Origin of the sequence: Caldisericum exile AZM16c01, from assembly GCF_000284335.1 — a bacterium.
In the GTDB taxonomy this organism is placed as follows: Bacteria; Caldisericota; Caldisericia; order Caldisericales; family Caldisericaceae; genus Caldisericum; species Caldisericum exile.
In genome coordinates, this window is the sequence record NC_017096.1 from 1397348 (window position 1) to 1419131 (window position 21784).

The following is a 21784-nucleotide window of genomic DNA, read 5'->3' on the forward strand; positions in this document are numbered from 1 at the left end:
TATCTTTAAAATTTAATAATTCAACATTTAATGATTCAAACACACGCATACAAATAGAATAATTTCTGCGTGCAATTGTTAACATATAATCTCTACCATTTGAGCGGGGTTTCAGGTTCTTTATTTTTTATGAGTCTATCTATATTCTCGCGCATTGCAACAAGCATAAATAGAGCACCAATGAGTGCAAAAACTGCATAACTTATAGGAAATGCATTTGGTTTAATTATCGTTGAAAAAAGAAATACAGCAATTGTCAAAAGCCAAGAGAAAATGATATTTGAAAGACTCATCCTTCGTGTTATAAGAAGGATAATGGGGAGTGCAGGAAAGAACAGGATGAAATAGTGCAGTCCTATAAGTCCTGAAATTGCTCCGTAATAGGCTGAGGCACCCTTGCCACCTCTAAAGTGGAGGAAAATGGGGAACACCTGCCCAACCATCGGAAGAAGTGCAACAAGTATAACAAGCCATTCGTTTGAAAGTGTAACTCTTGCAAGATATGCAGGTAGAAGCCCTTTCGAAAAATCAAGTAATGCCGATACTGTTGCCCAGCGCCAACCTAGTGCTCGCGACACATTCGTTGAAGATGCGGAGTGAGAGCCAATTTGGAGCACATCAACCTTATTAATTTTCCCAATGATATAGCCAAAAGGAATTGAACCCAGAAGGTATGCAAATATTGTAAGCAAAATAAATTTAAGCGTTTCGCTCATATTTTATCCTCCTTAAAACCCTCTCATTTACGGGGGTTTCAATGTTAAGTTCTTTTGCTAACTTCACAACTGCACCTGTATAATAATCAATTTCATCAATATTTCCTTTCTCTTTTGTGCCTCTCAATTTTAGCACAATGTTTGCAATGTAATTTCTAAACGGCAAGAGAAAAGTATCTGGTATATACTCAATAACTCCTGCAAAAAATGTCACTGGATAATGCGGAAAATTCAAAAATCTGTGCCCACTTGCCTTAACAACACGTATATATTCCTTTAAGGAAAGCATCTCCTCGGTGAATGAATCCTTGTTGCGCAAGCCCTCGTATAAGTCAAAACCCAGTGAATACGACGGAATTCCAATGAGGTTCGTAAATAATTTTGAAAACTCCATATTTTTTATTTCATTATCGGGGACTTTTGTGTACTCAATACTTGCAGAACTAAAGATATCTTCTAATTCTGTTGTATCAGAAACTCCATAAAAAACTCCAAATGCAACTCTTACAGGACGCTTATAAGAAATAACTACGGAGTCTTTATCACGACTTTCTTTTACTGCATTAAACAGAACGAGACGAATGATTCTCAAAGAGTGCGGAACGGATCCATAAACTTCTTCAACAGTTTTAAGAGCATCCTCTCCTGCACTAAATCCATTCTGAGACAGGATAAGGTATCTCAAGTTAGATATTTTATGAAGATAGTCCTTTAAGATTGGTGAAACAGGGTTTTTGGTTGTAAGAAAAAGCACATCAACATCACCTATTTGAGAAATTTCATGAGGCTCAATAAGATTAACTTCGAATTTTGCTATATTCCCATTAATCTCAACAAAGACTTTCCCATCTTTAATGAGAGGTAGCGTTGTTTTTCCTGCAACACCATAAACATTACTTACCCTTTTTAACTCCTCTGCGAAGAGTGTCCCAGTGCGCCCACCTGCACCAACAACCAAAATATTTCTCATTAGATACATTATAGGCAAAATTAAGATAAATTAAAAAAGCCCCCAAAAGGGGGAAAGGAGGCTTAAGAAAAGAGAAAATTTACATAGACCGAATAATCTTTTTTGCCTCAGGAATTTTTGATGGACTCATGCTTAACTCATCAACGCCTAAATTTACAAGTATGGGTATTGCCTGAGGGTCTCCTGCAAGTTCGCCACAAACACCGGTCCACTTGCCTTTTGTATGTGATGCATCAACAGTAAGTTTGATGAGTTTTAAAATAGGTTTATCAAGTGGTCTATAAAGATATGAGAGATTTTCGTTTGTTCGATCCGATGCAAACGTGTATTGCGTTAAATCATTTGTTCCAATGCTAAAAAAGTCCACATAATCAACGAGTTCTTCTGCGTTGAGTGCAGCAGATGGAATTTCAACCATAATACCCACTTTTATGTTTTCATCAAAGGGGATATTTTTTCCTCTCAATTCTTCCTTTACTTCACTTAGTATTTTGTTTACCTCAATTATTTCGTCTTTAATCGCAATCATTGGATACATAATGAGGATATTGCCATATACACTTGCTCTTAAAATTGCCCTTAGTTGCGTTTTGAAGAGTTCAATTTCCTTGAGGCATAGCCTTATTGCCCTAACCCCCAAGAATGGATTTAGTTCATGCTCAAAATTCAAATACGGTATCTGTTTGTCACCTCCAATATCAAGGGTTCGAATAATTACAGGATGAGGTTTAAAGCGCTCTGCAACAATTTTGTATGCCTCAAATTGCTCTTCCTCCGTTGGAGGAGTATCTCTATCAAGAAAGAGGAATTCAGTTCTGTATAGTCCAACACCCTCTGCCCCCATAACAAGGGCATTATCAACGTCCTTTGGAGAGCCGATATTTGCGACAACCTCAATGCGCTTTCCGCTCTTTGTATAGGCAAATTCTTTTGCCTTTTCTTTTAATAACTTTTCCTCTTCTTCTTTTTCCTTCTTAAGATTTATGTAGTGATTTTTAGTTTCATCTGTAGGGTTGACGAGCACAAATCCTAATGTCCCATCAATTATGAGTTCATCCCCATCTGAAATGTTTTCAAAAAGTTCTTTAACACCGACAACAGCGGGTATTCCCAATGCTTCAGCAAGGATTGCAGTGTGCGATGTGGGGCCTCCTTTTTCTGTTACAAAACCTAAAACATTTTTTCTATCAAGAGATGCAGTATCAGAGGGAGTTAAGTCTTCCGCAACAACAATTGACTGGGAGGGAAGATTCGAAAGATCAATCCTTGGAATATTTAGGATATTACGAAGAAGAGAATCTAAGATACCATACAAGTCTTGTGCTCTTTCCTTCATATATTCGCTTTGAAGGTTTTTTAAGGCCTCTATGAATTCATCAAAGGCGGATTTCACGGCATACGGAAGGTTATAGCCAGATTTTAGGTATCCATCGATTTTCTCTTTAAGTGCTGGGTCTTCAAGAATTAGAAGATGTGCTTCAAAAATCTCTGCTTCTTTTGGGTTAGATTTCTTGAGGTTCTCATAGGTCAACTCAATTTCTTCTTTTGTTTTTTTAAGCGCTTTCTCTAAAACTTCTCTCTTTTCATCAAAGGGGATAGAGTCTTTTAAATCATTCACTTCAATTTTTCTTTTTATGTATAACCTTGCAAAACCTATCGAAATGCCCTTTGAAACAGGAATTCCCAATAGATTTTTCATTCTGGATCTCCAAAGTTATTGTTTACCAATTCTTCTATTGTTTTTAAAGCATCAACTTCGTCAACACCATCAACAGTTACAATAATCGTGCTTCCTTTTTCTGCGCCAAGCGAAAGGACACCAAGAATACTTTTTGCAGAAACAACACGTCCATCTTTTTCAATCTTTATATCACTTTTAAACTTACTTGCAGTTTGCACCAAAACTGCTGCAGGTCGTGCATGCAGCCCAACTTTGTTTTTGACAGTAAAAGTTTTCGTTAACATAACGTCACCTCAATAAAAAAAGTTTTCATATATTCACAAACTCTCCATTATTTTCTATAGATTTATAAATACCCTCTATTACTATTTGATCTTTATACGCCTCTTCAAATGTTGGGGTTCCTATAGGTGCTACACCTTGGACTAAACTTTTGAAAAACCAAACAAGGCCTGTATAATGAAGATCCACCATCGCACCCATCGAAAGTTTAGAATCCGGATATATCTTTTTAACTTCGTTAAGGAAGATGTCTTCCTTAAGTATTTTCTCATCCAAATAAATCCTTTTTCCATTATTATCAAAAACTTCTGCTTTTTTGGGATTTTCTAAATTAACCTTTATTGAGCCTTCGCTACAATAAATAACAAAATCTGTTTTATCATTTCCAACAGCGACTCTTGACACCTCTATAACTCCTTTAGCATCATTTTCCGTTTCAACCATTATGTATCCCCAATCGTCCACATCTACCTCTTTTAATTCAAAGGAGTTCTCCAATTTTCTTCTTTTCACGGTAGTTCCTGCAAGTGCGCTTGCTCTTACAATCTCTCCAATGATAAATCTTACAAGGTCAATAAGATGAATTCCTAAGTCTACTATTACACCACCACTGCTTTTGTCTTTCTCCAATCTCCAAGAAATAGGCCTCAATGGGTTGAGGTAGCCTGAATGAAGCATTTCAAAGTGAAAAGAATTGGGTTCACCAATAATACCACTTTTAATTATTGCACGGGCCTCAGAAACAGCCGGCATTAATCTCAAAACAAGCGCAACCTGGTTTTTTAAAGAAGTCTTTTGGGCTAAATCTACCAATTCCTTCGCCTCGACTACACTCATAGTCAAAGGTTTTTCACAGTAGACATTTTTCATATACTTTATACTTGCCAAAGCCTCTTCAAAATGCAAATAGTTAGGAGTGCAAATATCCACAGCATCAATATTTGGATCACTTACAACATATTCAAGGTCATCAACCACATTTTCAAAACCTATCAGTTTACCTAAGGATCCCTTTTCGTCCTTATGGGTTGTATAAAGAGTTTTAAGATTAACATCAAAATCTACATCCTTGCAAATTACGGGAATGCTCTTTATCGCAGTTAAATGGGTTTTAACAATTGTCCCTAACCCAACCAGCGCATAGTTTATGTTTTTCATATTATTTTAAAGTCGTTTATTTTATATTACAGCTTAAATAATTTTAGACAAGTAATTTAGAATACTTAAAATAAATCACGGGAGGGAAGACCCTCCCCTCATCTTTAATATTAATTTTTATTTACTCTGGTTTAGCTTAATTGTTACGTAACTTGCAAGTCCTAACAAAATCACAGCAAAAATTATAGTTCCAATATAAGCTCCTGCAACACCCATTTTAGAAATTAGACCACCAATAATACCAGACCAGCAAAAATCAGTGTCTCCAAATGTTGTGTTCGCAAGTCCCAGGGTACCCATATATGCAAGGAGCAAAGCAGGTAATATTGTTATGAGTAAACCGTTTACAAAAGCGCCAAGAACTGCACCTCTTCTACCTCCAGTTGCGTTTCCGTAAACTCCAGCAGTTCCACCGTCAAAGAAATGAGGAATCATGCCTGGAATAATTAGAGCAAGGCCCAGTGGTCCCATTAAAAACATTCCAATTATTCCACCAACTACGCTTGATAGAAATCCAACTATTACAGCGGTAGGAGCATAAGGAAACACTGTAGGACAATCCAATGCAGGTATTGCATTAGGTATAATTTTCAAAGCAATTCCTTGGAAAGCTGGGACAATTTCGCCGAGAATCATTCTCACGCCGTAGATAATGATAGCAATAGAAGCACCAAATGTGAGTCCTTCCATTAGTGCATACATTATATAATTACCTCCACTAGAATACTTATTAAGAACACTTGGCCCGGCAAGTATAGCCAATAAAACGTAAATTATTATCATAACAGTACTTGTCGTGACTATCGGCTCTTTTAAGAAATTCCACTTCTCAGAAATTTCAATCTCTTCAGTTGATTTACTTCCTTTCCCAATCCATTTTCCAACTAAAGCAGAAGTAATATATCCTAGTGTATTTAGATGTCCAAGGGCAAAACCAGCGTCATTTGTAACTCTTTTCGTAAATGGATGAACAAGTGCAGGCATAACTGTAGCAATCGTACCTAACATTACTGCTCCAATTATTATTTGGTTAGCACCTTTTATTCCAGCAGTTCCTATAACTACAGCAAGTACTGTTGCAAGATAAAGAAGGTGATGACCTGTTAGAAACACATATTTCGCTGGCGTAATCCAAGCAAAGACAAGGTTAAATACAAAACCTAAAGCCATTATGGCTGCAACCTGTTTTCCAAAAGACTGTAATGCAAGAGCAACTATTGCTTCATTTGTTGGAACTACACCATGTAATTTGAACACTGCCTGAATAAGATCACCCAAAGGAGACAAAGTCCCTATAACAAGGTTGGCACCCGCAATTAAAATAAGAAATCCAATAATGGTTTTTAGTGTTCCTGAAAGAACTTCACTGAAGGACTTTTTCAAAGCAATCAAACCAATCAGAGCCATTAAGCCTACAAGCAATGCAGGCTTACTCAAAATTTCATTTACTATAAAATTTATAACAGACATACGCCACCTCCTTATTTAAAATTTTTGCAACACTTTTCGAATGAATTAGACCTATTTATCACCTCCTTTATAAAATACTAAGATTCCTTAAGCGCTTCTTGTAGTTTTTCCTTCATCTCGTTAACATTGGTATAGTTCTTGATGGTTATCACTTTTATACCCTTTTGGAAAAATGAATTTGCAAATTCATACGATGTAACAACAAGATCAGTAGCCATAGTAGTAGCGGAAGCAACATCTGCTACTTCTACAGATGCATTAATTCCCATTTCTTTAATTGCTTTTTCTAAAGTCATCTTTAAAACGAGGCCAGAGCCTAAACCCATCCCGCACACTGCGAGTATTTTCAGTTTCTTTGAAGACTTTTGTTCCATATTTCCTCCTACTTCCTTTTAGTTAATAAATTTAGAACTTCCTTTAAGGTCCCTTTTTCTAAAATATCCCAACTCTCTTCGTCCATAAGTATCTCACTCAATTCGGCCATTGTCCCAATATGACTCTTGTCGTCAGGTGTAGCAAGCGTAATGATTAGATCGACAGGATCATTATCTGGATGCCCAAAATAAACAGGTTTTGATAATCTTAAAAAGCTAATAGCAACCTTTTTAACACAATTTCCTTCGTTTCTTGCATGTGATAATGCAAAATGCGGCGCTATAACAAAATAAGGACCATTTTTATGAAAGGAATTTATTATAAGTTCACAATATTCTTTAGTTACAGCACCGGTTTTTACTAATATTTCGCATCCTAAATTAAGAGCCTCTTCCGCATCCCTTGCTTCTATATCTAGTAATACACATTCTTCAGAGATCAATCCCGGTAAGTTATTCCTCCCTATATTTCCTAAAGTCTCTTCCATTTCCATGTTTCTCCTCAATGTAAAATTTAAAATATTCCCTAAATCCTGTCAACAAAACTTTTATGATAATAGGGGAAATAATAGTGATATAATGTTAACTTATCTTAATAATTGTTAGTCTTCTGCTAGCAATTTGCTGATTTTTTCAGGTTGGCTTAACTTTAAGATTGATTTTGCAATTTCTAGGTTATTTAATTTCTCAATCACTTTGTATAGCAATATCCCATCTTCTTCATTATTTGATATGGCAGGCAAAATCACAATAGGAACTAAAATTGATTTATTTTTATCACTTGCAAGGTTAAAAGAAATAGGCTTTTTAAGTAAAATTATTGCAATTACGCTCTTTTGCGTGTATTCACTTTCCGCATGGGGGATTGCAAAAGGAATTGGGCTTTCAATACCTGTTGGAAATTTCTTTTCCCTTTTTAAAACCGCTTCAACAAATCCACTCTTTACATAACCCTCCTCAATAAGTCTTTGCCCAATTTCAAAGATAAGTTCTTCCTTGTTTCTAAAAGAATCCTCGATATACACAAGTAGTTTGTTAGAAAAATCCCTTTGAGGTTTTGAAGTTTTTGATTGTAAAATTTCCTTTAGTTTTTCTTTTATAACTTTTACATCATCCTTACTTAGAAGCGGAGATACAACAATCGTTGGAAAAGGAGAGAAATTTATATGCGTTGTTGATATGATAAGGTCAACTTCTTGAGGCAATTTTCCATCTATCGCATCCTTAAAAGAGAAGGTCTCCAAAATGTCAAGATTAGGAAATTCCTGTAGAAGCCTATAATAAAGAATTTTAGAAGTTGCAATTCCCATAGGACAAATGACAACTGCCTTAACCTTTTTCGGGACTTTTGAAGATTCAACAAGTGCCATAATATAAGTTGCAATGTACCCAATTTCCTCTTCCGGAATTTCAATTTTGAAACTTTTACTTAAGCCTTCGGAAACTTTTTTCGCAATATCAAATGCAAAAGTATACTCACGCTTTATTGTTCTAAGGATCGGGTTTTCGATTTTTACTCCTAATTTGATTTTCTCAATTGCACCTTTTAGGTGCAATGCAAACATCCTTACAACTTCAGGATCTTCTTCAACTTTAAAACCGAGATATTCCTCTGCAAATCTAACGATGTCTTCAACTTTTTTAAAATAGACATCAGGAATTGCAATTGATGAATATGTCTCAATTGGTTCTGCTCTAAGTCCAAGAAACCTTTTTGTAAGAAAGGCAATTTCAGAATCGCTAAAGTTGATTTTCAAACTATTCTCTAAGATCTTCACATTATTTTTTATCGCACTATATTCTCCCATCTTTGACAACTGTAAAAGAGTTTTCTCGTCATAAGAAAGTTTAAATCCTCTTATATTACGTTCTACCGAAACATAAACATCCAAAGCAAAACTAAAAGTGTCTTGTGGACTTAAAACTCTCTTAAGATCCTGCAACAAACGATCTATAAACTCTTTAATTTCAAACAAGTAGGCTGTCTTTAAAACTTTAACTCCAAGTAACTTTTGATCTGATGCTTTAAACCTATCTAAATTTCCAAATTTTATTGCGATACTGTCAAAACTGTATGAAAAGAAATTTTTAATCGATACCTTTATTGCATATCTTATATCTTCTTCGCTCCCCTCAATCACATAACCTCTTCCAGGTTCACCAATAAGAGTAATATTGAAATCCTTAAGCCATTCCTTTATCTTCTTAATATCTGAAGAAACTGCGGGCCTTGACCTTTCAAGAATATCAGAAAGATCTTCGATTGTAGGAGTTTTTCTGCTTGAAAGAAGTAAAAAACAGGCATACCATGTTTTACTTTCACTATTACTGAGTATCTCTTCTGCAATTTTCAATTCTTCACTAAGTGCAATCTTTTTCTCCGGAGTTCCTTCAATTTTCAAGCCTACATTTGGCTTAGCAACCACATTTAGACCAAACTCTTTTACAAAATCAGCAACGGACTTCATATCCTTTCTCAAAGTATTAATATTTATGTTAGTATCTTCTGAAATTTTCTTTAAAGATACAGCATAATCACGTTCAAGAAGGTATAGAATAACCCTCGCAGTTCTTCCTTTAACATTAATCATACGCTACCTTACGGCTTCTCTTATTTCTCTTAAAACCTTATTTGCAATATCTGGATGGTTTCGTTTAAGTTCAGTTTCGAATCTTCTTAAATCACCTTTCGACTGCTCGAAAATAGTTGCAATATCCGGATAATTATCAACAAGGTATTCATAAATTTTTGGATTATTTACGTTATACGAATAAAGCACGGATTTTTTAACCAGTTCATCAAGCATTCTTAATACTTCAATTGAAGGTTTGTGAAGTCTATCGATAATTTTTTTAACTCTGGTGGGTTTAAATTCAAGTACTGAGAGAAACTTCAATTCCTCCTTTGTAAGAGATATATTTTCACTTCCCTCCGTGAAATTAACAAATTCATTTAGAAGATGCGAAAAATTTGGGAATTCATTTTCTACACTTTCTACAATAGCAATTGCATTTGGTGTCTGTTTCTCGAAATCTGATTTAAAATAGACACTCTCATGTTTAACGAAATCAAATTTCTCAGAAGTTATAGCAATTTCTTGAAGTGCATCCATATCATAATAGTCGTTGTACTCAGCATAAACTATACGCCCCTCTTTAAAGAGAACATGATTTTCTTCTATATCGCCAATATAGAGAAACCCAGAATATCCATTAGAAAAAATGAGTTTTAGCACTTCTGAAAGGCGCATATCTTTCCACAAAATCCCCTGAAGCATATTCCATTATAAGGAAAAATAAAGGATATACAAAATAGACAACATATTGCAAAATTTTCCAAAAAATATAAAATATTAAATGATGGAAAATATAAAAATTTATTTTGGTATTTTTGGATATTTATTTATAGGAGTTATACTATTTTTGATTCTTCTTGGGAAATCGTCAAAAAAGATTCCCCTAAAGAAGAGATACACAGTTAACAAATTTATTGCAATTATCCCCGCACACAACGAAGAAAATGTCATTTCAAATTCAATTCTTTCTGCAAAGAAGGCAGGCTTTCACAGAGTTATTGTTATTCTTGATAACTGCACCGATGATACTCCTATAATTGCACAAGGACTTGGTGCTGAGACTATATTTGTAAATTTTAGGTCTAAAGGACGCTCTCTTGCGTATGCAATACCAAAGATCGTTCAAAAATATGGCGAATATTCATTCTACATGATCTTTGATGCAGATAATGTAATTGATGAAAATTACATAGAACACATAAAGCCATATGTTGAATCATACCCTGTGATTCAAACAAACTTATACAACCTTAATGTTGACGGCGTTATTCCAAGAATGTATATATTCATGGATGCAATTTATCTTAGAATTCAAAAAGCACTTACACTTCTTGGGCTTTCATCAATTATATCAGGTTACGGGTGGGGCGCATACGGTTGGGTTTTCAATAAGCATAAATTCGATTGCAACTCCGTCCTTGAAGATTTCGAGTATACGGTAAAACTTCCTTTAAAGGTAACGTTTGTGGAGGATGCAACAGTATATGATGAAAAGCCAGTAGAATTTGCTCCGTCATTCAAGCAGAGACTCCGTTGGTATAGAGGATACTTCTACACAGTTTTTAAAGAAAATGGTATTGTAAAAAATCTATACACAATTCCTTTAATCGTGGGTGCTGCAACTCACATTTTAAGTTTTCTTTTATCACTACCAGATCCACTTTATGTTTCAATTCCTGTTGTTGTATTTGCCTTGCATACGCTTATATTTTTACTTCCACTAAATGAAAGAGAGTTAAAAGATGTAAAGTGGTACGACATATTTCTTATGTTTTTCTTCAATACGACAAACCTTGCTGCGATCTTAACTGCGATGTTTACATATAACAAGACTGACTGGGTAAGAACACCACACGCATACAAAATAAACGTTTAGGCTCCACACGGGAGCCTTATTAAATTACACTTGTCTAATTTTTATACTGTTAATTGCAAATTAAATGTCTATTAGAACTTATATCCGAATTTTCTCAGGATTTCTTTTCTTTCTTTTATATGTTCAACTCCCTCAAAACCTTTTGGTTTTACGCCATCTACAACACCTAAAACAGCTCTTCCAAGATCTGTTTCCGCAACGATTACTTGCATTGGGTTTGCAGAGGCGGCGTAGATGTTACAAACCTCTTGCACACTTTTTATTGCATTGAGGACGTTTATTGGGAATGCCCCTTTAATGAAAATAATAAAGAAATGTCCTGCACCAACTTCATACGCATTTTTCTTTGCAAGTTCAACAAGTTCAGGATCGTTTCCGGCAAAACGCACAAGTGCAACACCTGAGGCTTCGTTAAAGGCAAGGCCAAATTTTACGCCTGGCACACTTCCTGCAATGACTTCGCTTAAATCTTCCACAGTTTTAATAAAGTGCGATTGTCCAAGGATGCAATTCATATCTTCGGGCTTTTCTATTGGTATCACTTTAATTTCAAAATTCATCTTCAGTACCTCCTTTCACCTTTTTAAATTATAATGTGAAAAGAAGATTTATAAAAGGAGGTAGCCTTGGAAGAAAGGACTTTTAAAATCAGTAAAAAAGCATTCTTAAATACACTTATTATTCTTTTTATCCTAATGGTTGTTGCACTAATTCTAACCTATGTAATCCCATCTGGCTCCTACAAAAGAGTTATTTCAAATGGCATTGAAACAATCGACCCAAATTCATTTACATTTGTTCCTAAGGAATACTATCCCATTCATAGGCTTTTTACGGCACCTATTGAAGTGCTCATTTCAAAAGATGCACCACTTGTTATTACGATAATGCTTTTTATCCTTTTTGTTTCGGGAAGCTTTTCGATACTTTCAAAAGCAAATATCGTTAAAGCAATAATCTTATCAATTACTAAAAGATTTGAGAAAAGAAAATACCTACTCATTGCAATTGTCATTTTCATTTTTATGTCGCTTGGCGCAATTCTTGGGCTATTTGAAGAGACGATACCATTGGTGCCTCTTGTTGTTTCACTTGCGATATCTATGGGCTTTGATGAACTTACTGGGCTTGGAATGAGTTTGCTTGCAGTAGGTTTTGGTTTTAGCGCTGCAATTTCAAATCCATTTAGCATTGGTGTTGCACAAAAAATTGCAGGACTTCCGTTATTCTCAGGAGCATATTTAAGGATTGTGTTTTTCATTATAACGTATATAACAACTACACTTTTTATTATTACCCACGCAAGAGCAGTTGAAAAGGAGAATAAATCAACAAATCTAAAAGAATACATCGCAAATCCGAAGGAGGCTCGTGCAATTGGCTTTTTTGTTTTTTCGCTTATTCTTATGCTTTTTGTTGTTATATTCACTCCATTTAACGCAACGTTATCCACATTTTCTCTTCCCTTAATAACCCTCATATTCTTAATTGCTGGTTTTGGTTCAGGCATAATTGCAGGGCTAAGCTTCAAAGAGACCTTCAAAACATTTCTTGAAGGGATTTTAAATGTGGCACCATCAATCATTTTAATCCTTATGGCTGTAAGCGTTAAGCATATCATTGAACAGGGAAATGTTATTGATACGATCCTCCATTTCGCCCAAGCATACATTTTGAAAACAAACCAATACTTAGGAGGATTTCTTATGTATGTTACAACCCTATTTTTAAATTTCTTTATTGGCTCTGCTTCTGCGAAGGCATTTCTTGTTATGCCTATACTTGCCCCACTTTCGGACCTTGTGGGCCTCACAAGGCAAGTTGCTGTAACTTCCTATTGCTTTGGAGATGGATTTTCAAACCTTCTTTATCCTACAAATGCAGTATTAATTATTGGTTTAAGCCTTGTAGACATGCCATATCCAAAGTGGATAAAATGGACCATAAAGATACAGGCGATAATATTTGTAATTTCGATTCTCTTTCTCATGTTTGCAATTAAAATCCATTATGGTCCGTTTTAGTTAAACCCTTAGGAGGCACAGATGAAAGAAAAAGTACTTATTGATTACGAAAGCGCCCAAAAACGATTTAGAGAACACGTTGAAACAATGAAACAAAAATTTTCAGATGTATTCTTCGAGTCAATTGTAATTGATACGGAAGACAATTTATATATTGACGTAGTAAAAATATCCAAGGATAAACCCAACACTTTAGTTTTTACCATTGGAGAGCACGGTGTTGAAGGAATTTTTGGCTCATACATAATGGAAGTATTTATCGAGGAAATTCTTCCAATACTTAACCTTAAAGATACTTCAGTAATACTTGTTCACCCAATAAATCCCTACGGAATGAAATACCTCGAAAGGACAAATAAGAACAATGTTGACCTCAACAGGAATTTTCTCAACTCATGGGACAACATCTTTAGAAATGATGCGTATTTGGCTTTGAAGGATTTTTTTGAAAGAAGCGAAGGCGTTCAAAGTCTATCAATTGAAAGAATTAGATACTATAAAGATGTATTAAAGATTCTTTTAAAAGGCTTGGCAAAGCAGGTAAAAAATGCGCTTCTTGTGGGACAATACGAAAGTCCCAAAGGCCTATACTACGGAGGACGAGGCTACGAAAAGGAGACGATATTCATGATGAGACTTTTTGAAGAAGCATTAAAATCTTCAAAACATGTTGTTCACATTGATATTCATACAGGCTACGGACCAAAAGACACAATGTCAGTTGTTAATTCCAATTTATTTGAAGAAGACTCAAAAACATTTGAAAGAGAAATCGATTATTCGCCTGTTGTAAAAAGCGAAAATAACGAGTTTTATGCAATGAGTGGTGATATGATAAACTACCTTTACACATTAAAAAATGAAAAATATAAGGAGACAAAACTTTACTCTGCAAGTTTTGAATTTGGAATCCTTGGCAATTCAACATTGAACGAAGCAGAAGCCCTTTTTCGGGCGGTGGTCAACAATAGATTGAGATTCTATGGAAGTAAAAACGAGAAAATTAGGAAATCAGTGAAAAAATTGTACTTGGAGGCTTTTTGCCCAACAAGTGAGATATCAGTACAAAAAATGCAAACACAATTCAAAAAAGCAATTTTTGGAATATTCAAAAGAGAAGGACTTATTTAAAACAAAGTACGAAATTTTTAAAAATCATTCAGCTTGACAAATAAAATTTTAGGTATATAATATAGCAAGAAAAACCAAAAAATTGTTGCAGATTAAAGTTAAGAAGAGGGATTAAAATGATAAGCGCAAAAATTACAAGGAGACAATTGCAGTTCCTTGAAGCAGTTGTAAAATTATACAAAGAAACGGGACTTCCTGTTTCATACAAGGATATTGCTTCCAGATTAGGTGTAAGTAGATGGACGTCCTACGATATTTTGCAGGAACTATATAAGAAGGGTTTTCTTTCAGTTAAGTATCGCCCAGTTGGTGGGCCTGGAAGATCAGAAATTCTCTATGAGCCAACAGAAGATGCAATAGAAAGGGTAGAAAGTGCAAACCTTTTTGCACCTATCACTACAATGGGAAAGTGGTTTGTAGAAATACAAAAAAAGATTGAAAAACTAAGTGTGGATTCGGCAATAAACTTCGTATATGACCACATAAAAAATGAGCAAAACTCACTTATTGTTTTGCTTTATACACTCGCCTTAACAATAATTCTTACAAAGGTATTTAATGTTGAATTGAGAGAAATGGTAAATTTGAAGGCAATCTTCAATTCAAATACCTATGCGCCTGCTGTCCTTATGTTCTTTGTTGAATCAATTTATGGAATCCTTGAAAAAAATAAAGATTCAGAAAAAATAAAACTTGATTTAAGCGAATTTAATAAATTAGAGGAAATCGTTAGAAAATTTAGAGATAGTTCATCTCAAGTTTCACCTTCCTTTCAAGATAGGATTTTAAAGCTTTTAAGTGCATTAATATAGAGGAGGTGAAAATTTTATGGGTGCAGGGCAAACAATTAAGAAAGTTGCCCTCACGAAAACTGTTGAATGGGCAATTGGGTATCTCGAAAAGGACCCGGAGAGGAACCTAAAGAAAGTCGTAGATGTCCTTTACAATGCTTCGAACACATTCAACCTTCCACCTGTTTTTAAGGACCAACTAAAAGGAGTTAAAAATCTTGTTGATAATAAAAGACCTGGTGCGCAGCTTGTCATAAATCTACTTAAAGATACAAACCCCAATATTGCAAAGAAGCTCGCAGTTAACTTTATTGTGAATGCAGCATGGTGGGGTGTACCAATACAAAGAGAGATAACAAAGAAAGATGGTTTTAATGTCCCCTGGTTTATGCTTGTTGATCCAACAGAAAAGTGTAACTATAACTGTATTGGTTGTTGGGCTGGATCTTATGATAGAGCACATGAATTATCTTTTGAAAGATTTGATAGATTAATGGAAGAAGCAAAAGAACTTGGTATTTACTTCATTGTTGTATCGGGCGGTGAGCCAACAATATACCCACATCTTCTTGACATCTTCAAAAAGCATAACGACATGGCATTCATGTTCTATACAAATGGTTCGCTTATAAGCGAAAAGTATGCAGAGCGTCTTGCAGAAGTTGGCAATGCAGTGCCATGTATAAGTGTTGAAGGCTTTAAAGAAAAGACTGATTGGAGAAGAGGACCTGGTGCCTGGGATAGGGTTGTAAAGGCAATGGATAATCTAAAAAAGGCAGGAGTCCCATTTGGATACTCTGTAACTGAAACAAGCAAAAATATTGAAGAAGTTCTTTCAGATGAATTTGTTGACTTCATGATTGATAAAGGTGCAAAGATTGCATGGTACTTCCAATACATACCAACAGGAAAAGACCCTGATATAACTCTCATGCTTACACCTGAACAAAGGCTTTACTCATATAGAAGAATTCATGAGATTAGGGCAAATAAGCCTCTCTTTGCTGCAGACTTCTGGAATGATGGCCCTTATACAGGAGGATGCCTTGCAGGTGGAAGAAGATATCTTCACATTACAGCAGATGGTGGTATCGAGCCATGCGCATTCATACACCTTGCCCAGGGAAACATCAATGAGATAAGTTTAAAGGAAGCACTCCAACTTCCATTCTTTAAAGAAATCCAGAAACTTCAACCTTATTCTGACAATTTATTACGCCCTTGTATGATTGTTGATAATCCTGATGTATTTAGAAAGATAGGGTCACTTCCTGGTGTTCGCTCAACAGATGGCACATTAGAGAATATGTATAAAGAAGTTGGAAAACATCTTGATGAACTTTCAAAGAAATGGGAAGAAATTTCTCGTCCTGTCTTTGAAAGAGATTATCCTGAGGTTGCAAGAAAAACAAAAGAGTACAAGAAGAAAAAAGAAGAAATTCTTACAAAAGCAAACGGAAACATAGAACAATTCTACGTTTCAGATGAGATAGAAAAGTAAGATGGAAGGAAGGGGCACAAGAAGTATAGAAAAAACATTGAGACGGGTGCTCCTTCTTTCCATTATAACATTTGGAGTTCTAATATATCTAATATTTCGAAATATTTCCCTAAAGGAACTCGTTAATTCATTAAAGCCTGCATGGTTTTTGCTACTTTTTATGAATACAGGTGTTGTTGTCCTCATGAATGGCGTTAAATTTAAGGCACTTGTAAAATCACTTAAAAGCGATATCTCTTATATTGATTCCTTGAAAATCGTCCTCTCATCAGTTTTTGCCTCCAATATCACGCCTTATTATTCTGGTGGTATTGCAACACAGATGTACCTACTAAAAAAGATAAAAAACGATTTCAATGCCTCAACGCTTGTATCGATTTCATACACAATTCTTACAGTTATTGTATCTCTCATTTTTGCGATTATTTTCTTTATACTTCCGCACCCGTTTTTAAAAGGTATTAGAGGAAGCTTCCTAATAAGTGTAATTGCTCTTGCATTTGCGCTTTCGGGACTTGCACTATTTTTTATGGCAAACCCAGAAAAAACAAAAAACTTTATAAAATTCATTATAAGAAAATTTAACCTAAAATTCGACGAGATACAAATTTTGCTTGAGGTAGATGCGTTTTCAGAAGGTCTCAAATTCATGCTTAAAAATCCTTTAAACTTAATGAAACTCGTCCTTATAAGTTTCATAAGTCAACTTCTCTATGAAATGATTGGGCTAACAAGCCTTAAAGCAATAGGCATTAACTTTGATTTTTACGAAGCATTCCTAACTCAAATTGCTTCAAACTTCATTGCAACAGTTGGAATAACACCAGGTGGTATGGGCATTGTTGAGGGAAGTTATCTTTTACTTTTTGTTCCAATTTCACATCATTTTGCACCACTTCAAACGTTTCTATTCAGGATGTTTTCATACTATATACCATCTCTTATTGGTGCCTTTGTCTTTTATAGAACTTTAGGCACTTTTGATAGTGAAGTATTATACAAATAAAATTTGTTTAAAAATTATTTTTTGATATAATAAATCGGAAACCGGAAAAATCCGGGAAAAGGCATAAATGAGAAGGAGGTAAGGAATGTCACAAATTGATGATGTAATTGCTAAGGTAAAAGCCTTAGACAAGGATCAGCCAGAATTTATACAGGCTGTAACAGAAGTATTAACAACTCTTAAGCCAACTGAGGAAAAGCACCCTGAATTCGTAAAGGCAAAAATCTATGAAAGGATTGTTGAGCCAGATAGAGTTATTATGTTCAGGGTAACTTGGGAAGACGATACAGGTGAAATTCATGTAAACAGAGGCTTTAGAGTTCAGTTTAACAATGCAATTGGACCTTACAAGGGCGGCTTAAGATTCCATCCATCCGTAAACCTTGGAATTATTAAATTCCTCGGATTCGAACAGATCTTTAAGAATGCGCTTACAACCCTTCCAATGGGTGGTGGAAAGGGTGGCTCAGACTTTGATCCAAAAGGAAAAAGCGATAGGGAAGTAATGAGATTTACTTACGCATTCATGCGTGAACTTTACAGGCACATTGGTCCTGATACAGATGTCCCTGCAGGAGACATCGGTGTTGGCGCTCGTGAAATTGGATTCATGTATGGATACTACAAGAAAATTGTAAACGAGCATACAGGCGTTCTCACAGGTAAAGGGCTTGAATATGGCGGCTCACTTATTAGACCTGAAGCAACAGGATATGGTCTTGTTTACTTTACTTCCGAAATGCTTTCAACACGAAATACCGACTTTGCAAATAAGGTTGTTGCAATAAGCGGCTCTGGAAACGTTGCGCAATACGCAGCAGAAAAATCAATCCAACTTGGTGCAAAAGTTATAACGCTCTCCGATTCAAATGGTACGATTGTTGATGAAGAGGGAATTGACGCAAAGAAACTTGCATTTGTTATGGACCTTAAGAATGTAAAGCGTGGCAGAATCAAAGAATACGTGAATGAATATCCTCACGCAAAATACTTTGAAGGAAAATCTGTTTGGGATGTAATTAGAGACGAAGGTCTTAGGGTAGACATCGCACTTCCTTGCGCAACACAGAATGAAATTGATGAAAGTCATGCAAATGCCCTTGTAAAGAATGGTGTAATTGCAGTTGCTGAAGGCGCAAATATGCCTTCAAATCTTGAAGCAATTAACATCTTTAGAGACAACAAAGTCCTTTATGGCCCTGCAAAGGCAGCAAACGCAGGCGGAGTTGCCGTATCTGGTCTTGAAATGACTCAGAATAGCATAAGACTCCAGTGGTCAAGAGAAGAAGTCGATAACAAACTAAGAGAGATCATGAGAAATATCCATAAGACTTCCCTTGAAGCAGCGGCAACTTACGGCTATCCTGGTGATTATCTTGTTGGTGCAAATATTGCTGGATTTGTCAAGGTTGCAAAGGCAATGCTTGCTTTTGGAGTAATATAAGGTTAACTTAGATATTTATCAAAGCCCCGCTTGCGCGGGGCATTACTCTTTTTTATTTCAAGACATCTTTTATTTCTCTTCCAAGTTTTTTAAGAACTCTTTTAACTTTTCGATGGTATCTTGAGAGACAGAATGCTCAATAAGGCAAGCCTCTTTAAAAGCAGTATCATCGTCAACTTTAAGATAATCTTTGAGAAACTCATAGAGGGCTTTGTGCTTTTGCCAAACATTTCTGCCAACGTTTTCTCCAATTTCTGTGAGTTTTATTTCTCCGTAAGGCGTGTGTTCGATAAGGCCACTTTCCTGCATTTTTTTAATGATTTCTGTTACAGATGGAAGTTTTACATTTAATAAATCGGCTATATCTTTAACACGTACGTAACCTTTTTGCTCACGGACAACAAAAATTGCTTCAAGGTAATCTTCTATACTTTTTGTGTATTGCATCACACAAGCCTTAAAATTAGATTTAAGACGCCACCTAAAATCATTGAAAGCACAAATTCAAAAAGAGTTATAAGGGTTGCAATCTTCGTGCCAAATTCTCTTTTAAGCATAGCAATTGTTGCAACACAAGGAATGTAGATCATCGTTACAAAGCCATACACAAAGATTTGCACTGGTGTTAAAACCAAAGAAAAATTCGACGTCTTATAGAATGTTGCAAGCATTATAAGGGTTAATTCCTTTCTTAAAGCACCAAAAATAAGCGTTAAAGTCGCAAGTGAGGGCAACCCTAAAATGTAGGCAAAAGGTTTTACGCCTATTTCGAGATACGGAAGAAGATTTAAAAGAATTAGACCTTCCATCACCGCATTTGAAACCACAATGATAGGTGTTGCGAATGTGAAAAAATCTTTGAGTCTTACCCACGTTTGCTTCAAAATTACACGTATTACTGGTGTCCTATATCGTGGCATCTCCATTATAAGACCTGTAGGTGCACCTTTCACGTATCTATTAAGAAGAAGCCCAACAATAAAAATAAATAAAAAATCAAGTACATAAATAAGGATTGCGTAGATCGGTCCTAAAAATGCTGCAACGAGGCCAAAAACGATTACAGAGCGCGCAGAGCATGGGACCAGAGTTGCAAGGATAGAAACAATAATTCTATCTCTTCTTCGCTCTAAAACCCTTGTGCCCATTATTGCTGGGACATTACATCCAAAACTTTCGATAAGTGGAATGAATGCCTTTCCGTGAATGCCAAGTTTGTGCATAAATGCATCAGTTAAAAATGCAATACGAGCAAGATAACCTGAATCTTCCAAAAAGGAGAGTAACAAATAAAATGGCGCAATATAAGGAAGGACTATGCCAAATGCTGCAACAAGACCATCAATAACACCATCCCATAGAAAAGTTTTCAAAGATTCATTTATTTTTAGCGACATAAAATATGGCTTTAAACGATCAAAAAGACCTCCTAAATAATCCGAAAGAAAACTTCCAAATTTAAACACAACAAAAAACATAAAAAGTAGGATTAGTGTTAAAAAGAAAAACCCAAAAACAGGGTGAAGGAGGATATCATCAATCTTATTTGAAAAATCAAGGGATTTTTTTGCCTTCTTCCTTAATGCCTCAGCAGTAATGCGTGAAGCAAGAGCATAACGCTCCTGAATTATAATTGTTTTTATGGGTTCACCATGGATTTCTTCAAGCTCACTTGCTAACTTATCTCTTAATTCAAGAATTTCTTTTTGAACAAGTTTCTCAAATTCGTCATCGTGCTCTAAAAGCTTTATGGAAACAAACCTCTTCGAAACATCAAAATCGTATGGAGAAAGTATCTCTTCAAGTTTTCTTACACGCTCTTCAACTTCTTTTCCGTACTTCGGAAATTTTGGAATATATGGCATTGAAACGGCATGAAGCGTTCTTTCAAAGAGTTCTTTCAGGCCAATATTTTTTGTTGCAATAGTCTTTACAACAGGTATGTTTAAAAGTTCTGAAAGTTTTTGAACATCAATCTCAAAACCATCTTTTTCGAGCATGTCATATTGATTCAGCGCAACGATTGTTTTCACACCCATCTCAAGGATCTGTAAGAGGAAAAATAGGTTTCTGTAAAGAGCCGATGCATCAACAACAACAATCACAGCATTGGGCTTCTCTTTTATTATGAATTCTCTTGTTACAACTTCCTCCTCTGAATATGCGGAAAGAGAATAAATACCTGGGAGGTCAACAACTCTTATTTTCGTTCCATTCTTTTCGATGTAGCCTTCTTGAATCTCAACAGTTTTTCCAGGCCAGTTTCCTATAATCTGATTTCCGCCTGTAAGTTGATTAAATATTACAGATTTACCAACATTTGCATTGCCTGCAAGGGCAATTGTTATAGACTTTCCACTCTTAGAAGAAAAAGCATAGTTTGTCTTTTGGTTATTCATATTTCCTCAACGATAATTTTTGAAGCGATACCTCTTCCAATCGCTAAATTTGTGCCTTTAACATTTACTTCAACAGGACCAACGAAAGTATTTCTATTTACCTTTATTACATCTCCTTTTAAAATTCCCATTTCTTGGAGGCGAATTATATACTGTGGCACATGAGATCGGTGTCCAGTAGTTACAAAATCAACAACCTTAACAATTTTATTTCCGTCAACTTCCGCAAGTGTCTTTCGCATAGTTCCTCCCAAAATTAGGATAACCTAACTTCAATTAAATTATAGTAGAAACTTGTTATTTTGCAAACATTTGAAATTTTTGAGGATTCCTATAAAATTTATTAAAAATACTTGCATTTTGTTTAAAATGTATTAAAATTTCT

Annotated in this window: 21 protein-coding genes; 7 read left to right on the plus strand and 14 right to left on the minus strand. The window is 35.3% G+C overall.

Features of this window, described 5'->3' with window-relative positions:
• Positions 1 to 92: 92 nt before the first annotated feature.
• The 10 genes from CSE_RS07090 to CSE_RS07135 all read right to left on the minus strand — a co-directional run bounded on the left by CSE_RS07090 (position 93) and on the right by CSE_RS07135 (position 9902).
• Complete coding sequence (locus CSE_RS07090) at positions 93 to 716, minus strand: glycerol-3-phosphate acyltransferase (RefSeq protein ID WP_014453967.1); 624 nt, start codon at positions 714 to 716, stop codon at positions 93 to 95.
• On the minus strand, positions 700 to 1686 hold the full coding sequence (locus CSE_RS07095; protein WP_172633868.1) for a ketopantoate reductase family protein: 987 nt from the start codon (positions 1684 to 1686) through the stop codon (positions 700 to 702). The genes CSE_RS07090 and CSE_RS07095 overlap by 17 nt, the downstream gene beginning before the upstream one ends.
• A gap of 79 nt (positions 1687 to 1765) precedes the next feature.
• Positions 1766 to 3385 (minus strand): phosphoenolpyruvate--protein phosphotransferase, encoded by a 1620-nt coding sequence (ptsP, locus tag CSE_RS07100; protein ID WP_014453969.1) that lies wholly within the window; start codon positions 3383 to 3385, stop codon positions 1766 to 1768.
• A complete protein-coding gene (locus CSE_RS07105) occupies positions 3382 to 3651 on the minus strand; it encodes an HPr family phosphocarrier protein (RefSeq protein ID WP_014453970.1) in 270 nt (89 codons plus the stop codon). The genes ptsP and CSE_RS07105 overlap by 4 nt, the downstream gene beginning before the upstream one ends.
• A gap of 25 nt (positions 3652 to 3676) precedes the next feature.
• Complete coding sequence (locus CSE_RS07110) at positions 3677 to 4807, minus strand: Gfo/Idh/MocA family protein (protein ID WP_014453971.1); 1131 nt, start codon at positions 4805 to 4807, stop codon at positions 3677 to 3679.
• A gap of 117 nt (positions 4808 to 4924) precedes the next feature.
• The gene (locus tag CSE_RS07115; RefSeq protein WP_014453972.1) at positions 4925 to 6277 is read right to left on the minus strand and encodes a PTS ascorbate transporter subunit IIC; all 1353 of its coding nucleotides are present in this window, start codon (positions 6275 to 6277) and stop codon (positions 4925 to 4927) included.
• A 77-nt stretch (positions 6278 to 6354) separates the two neighbouring features.
• Positions 6355 to 6651, minus strand: coding sequence for a PTS sugar transporter subunit IIB (locus CSE_RS07120; protein WP_014453973.1), 297 nt, complete (start codon positions 6649 to 6651; stop codon positions 6355 to 6357).
• A gap of 8 nt (positions 6652 to 6659) precedes the next feature.
• Positions 6660 to 7145 carry a PTS sugar transporter subunit IIA gene (locus tag CSE_RS07125; RefSeq protein ID WP_014453974.1) on the minus strand — a complete coding sequence of 162 codons (486 nt, stop codon included), beginning with the start codon at positions 7143 to 7145 and terminating at the stop codon, positions 6660 to 6662.
• Positions 7146 to 7253: 108 nt separating this feature from the next.
• Complete coding sequence (locus tag CSE_RS07130; RefSeq protein WP_014453975.1) at positions 7254 to 9242, minus strand: BglG family transcription antiterminator; 1989 nt, start codon at positions 9240 to 9242, stop codon at positions 7254 to 7256.
• Positions 9243 to 9245: 3 nt separating this feature from the next.
• A complete protein-coding gene (locus CSE_RS07135) occupies positions 9246 to 9902 on the minus strand; it encodes a hypothetical protein (protein ID WP_041726153.1) in 657 nt (218 codons plus the stop codon).
• A 109-nt stretch (positions 9903 to 10011) separates the two neighbouring features.
• Here CSE_RS07135 and CSE_RS07140 point away from each other — a divergent pair, with 109 nt between their 5' ends.
• Positions 10012 to 11103: a glycosyltransferase gene (locus tag CSE_RS07140; protein ID WP_172633869.1), complete on the plus strand. Its 1092-nt coding sequence runs from the start codon at positions 10012 to 10014 to the stop codon at positions 11101 to 11103.
• Positions 11104 to 11174: 71 nt separating this feature from the next.
• Here the strand turns inward: CSE_RS07140 and CSE_RS07145 are convergent, their stop codons facing one another.
• Positions 11175 to 11663 (minus strand): adenosine-specific kinase, encoded by a 489-nt coding sequence (locus CSE_RS07145; protein ID WP_014453978.1) that lies wholly within the window; start codon positions 11661 to 11663, stop codon positions 11175 to 11177.
• 66 nt (positions 11664 to 11729) lie between these two features.
• Here CSE_RS07145 and CSE_RS07150 point away from each other — a divergent pair, with 66 nt between their 5' ends.
• The 6 genes from CSE_RS07150 to gdhA all read left to right on the plus strand — a co-directional run bounded on the left by CSE_RS07150 (position 11730) and on the right by gdhA (position 19000).
• A complete protein-coding gene (locus CSE_RS07150; protein WP_014453979.1) occupies positions 11730 to 13127 on the plus strand; it encodes a YfcC family protein in 1398 nt (465 codons plus the stop codon).
• Between the two features lie 21 nt (positions 13128 to 13148).
• Entirely contained in the window at positions 13149 to 14258 is a 1110-nt protein-coding gene (locus CSE_RS07155; RefSeq protein ID WP_014453980.1) for a M14 family metallopeptidase, read from the plus strand.
• Between the two features lie 116 nt (positions 14259 to 14374).
• On the plus strand, positions 14375 to 15070 hold the full coding sequence (locus tag CSE_RS08035) for a LexA family transcriptional regulator (RefSeq protein WP_014453981.1): 696 nt from the start codon (positions 14375 to 14377) through the stop codon (positions 15068 to 15070).
• Positions 15071 to 15086: 16 nt separating this feature from the next.
• On the plus strand, positions 15087 to 16550 hold the full coding sequence (locus tag CSE_RS07165; RefSeq protein WP_014453982.1) for a radical SAM protein: 1464 nt from the start codon (positions 15087 to 15089) through the stop codon (positions 16548 to 16550).
• 1 nt (position 16551) lies between these two features.
• Positions 16552 to 17556 (plus strand): lysylphosphatidylglycerol synthase transmembrane domain-containing protein, encoded by a 1005-nt coding sequence (locus tag CSE_RS07170; RefSeq protein WP_014453983.1) that lies wholly within the window; start codon positions 16552 to 16554, stop codon positions 17554 to 17556.
• A gap of 85 nt (positions 17557 to 17641) precedes the next feature.
• Positions 17642 to 19000, plus strand: a complete 1359-nt coding sequence (gene gdhA / locus CSE_RS07175; RefSeq protein WP_014453984.1) for an NADP-specific glutamate dehydrogenase — start codon at positions 17642 to 17644, stop codon at positions 18998 to 19000.
• Positions 19001 to 19069: 69 nt separating this feature from the next.
• On the opposite strand, the gene CSE_RS07180 is transcribed toward gdhA, so the two are convergent.
• The 3 genes from CSE_RS07180 to CSE_RS07190 are packed head-to-tail and all read right to left on the minus strand — an operon-like array spanning position 19070 to position 21641.
• On the minus strand, positions 19070 to 19447 hold the full coding sequence (locus CSE_RS07180; RefSeq protein ID WP_014453985.1) for a metal-dependent transcriptional regulator: 378 nt from the start codon (positions 19445 to 19447) through the stop codon (positions 19070 to 19072).
• On the minus strand, positions 19447 to 21399 hold the full coding sequence (gene feoB, locus CSE_RS07185; RefSeq protein ID WP_014453986.1) for a ferrous iron transport protein B: 1953 nt from the start codon (positions 21397 to 21399) through the stop codon (positions 19447 to 19449). Before feoB ends, CSE_RS07180 begins: the two co-directional genes overlap by 1 nt.
• Positions 21396 to 21641: a FeoA family protein gene (locus CSE_RS07190; RefSeq protein ID WP_014453987.1), complete on the minus strand. Its 246-nt coding sequence runs from the start codon at positions 21639 to 21641 to the stop codon at positions 21396 to 21398. Before CSE_RS07190 ends, feoB begins: the two co-directional genes overlap by 4 nt.
• Positions 21642 to 21784: the final 143 nt, after the last annotated feature.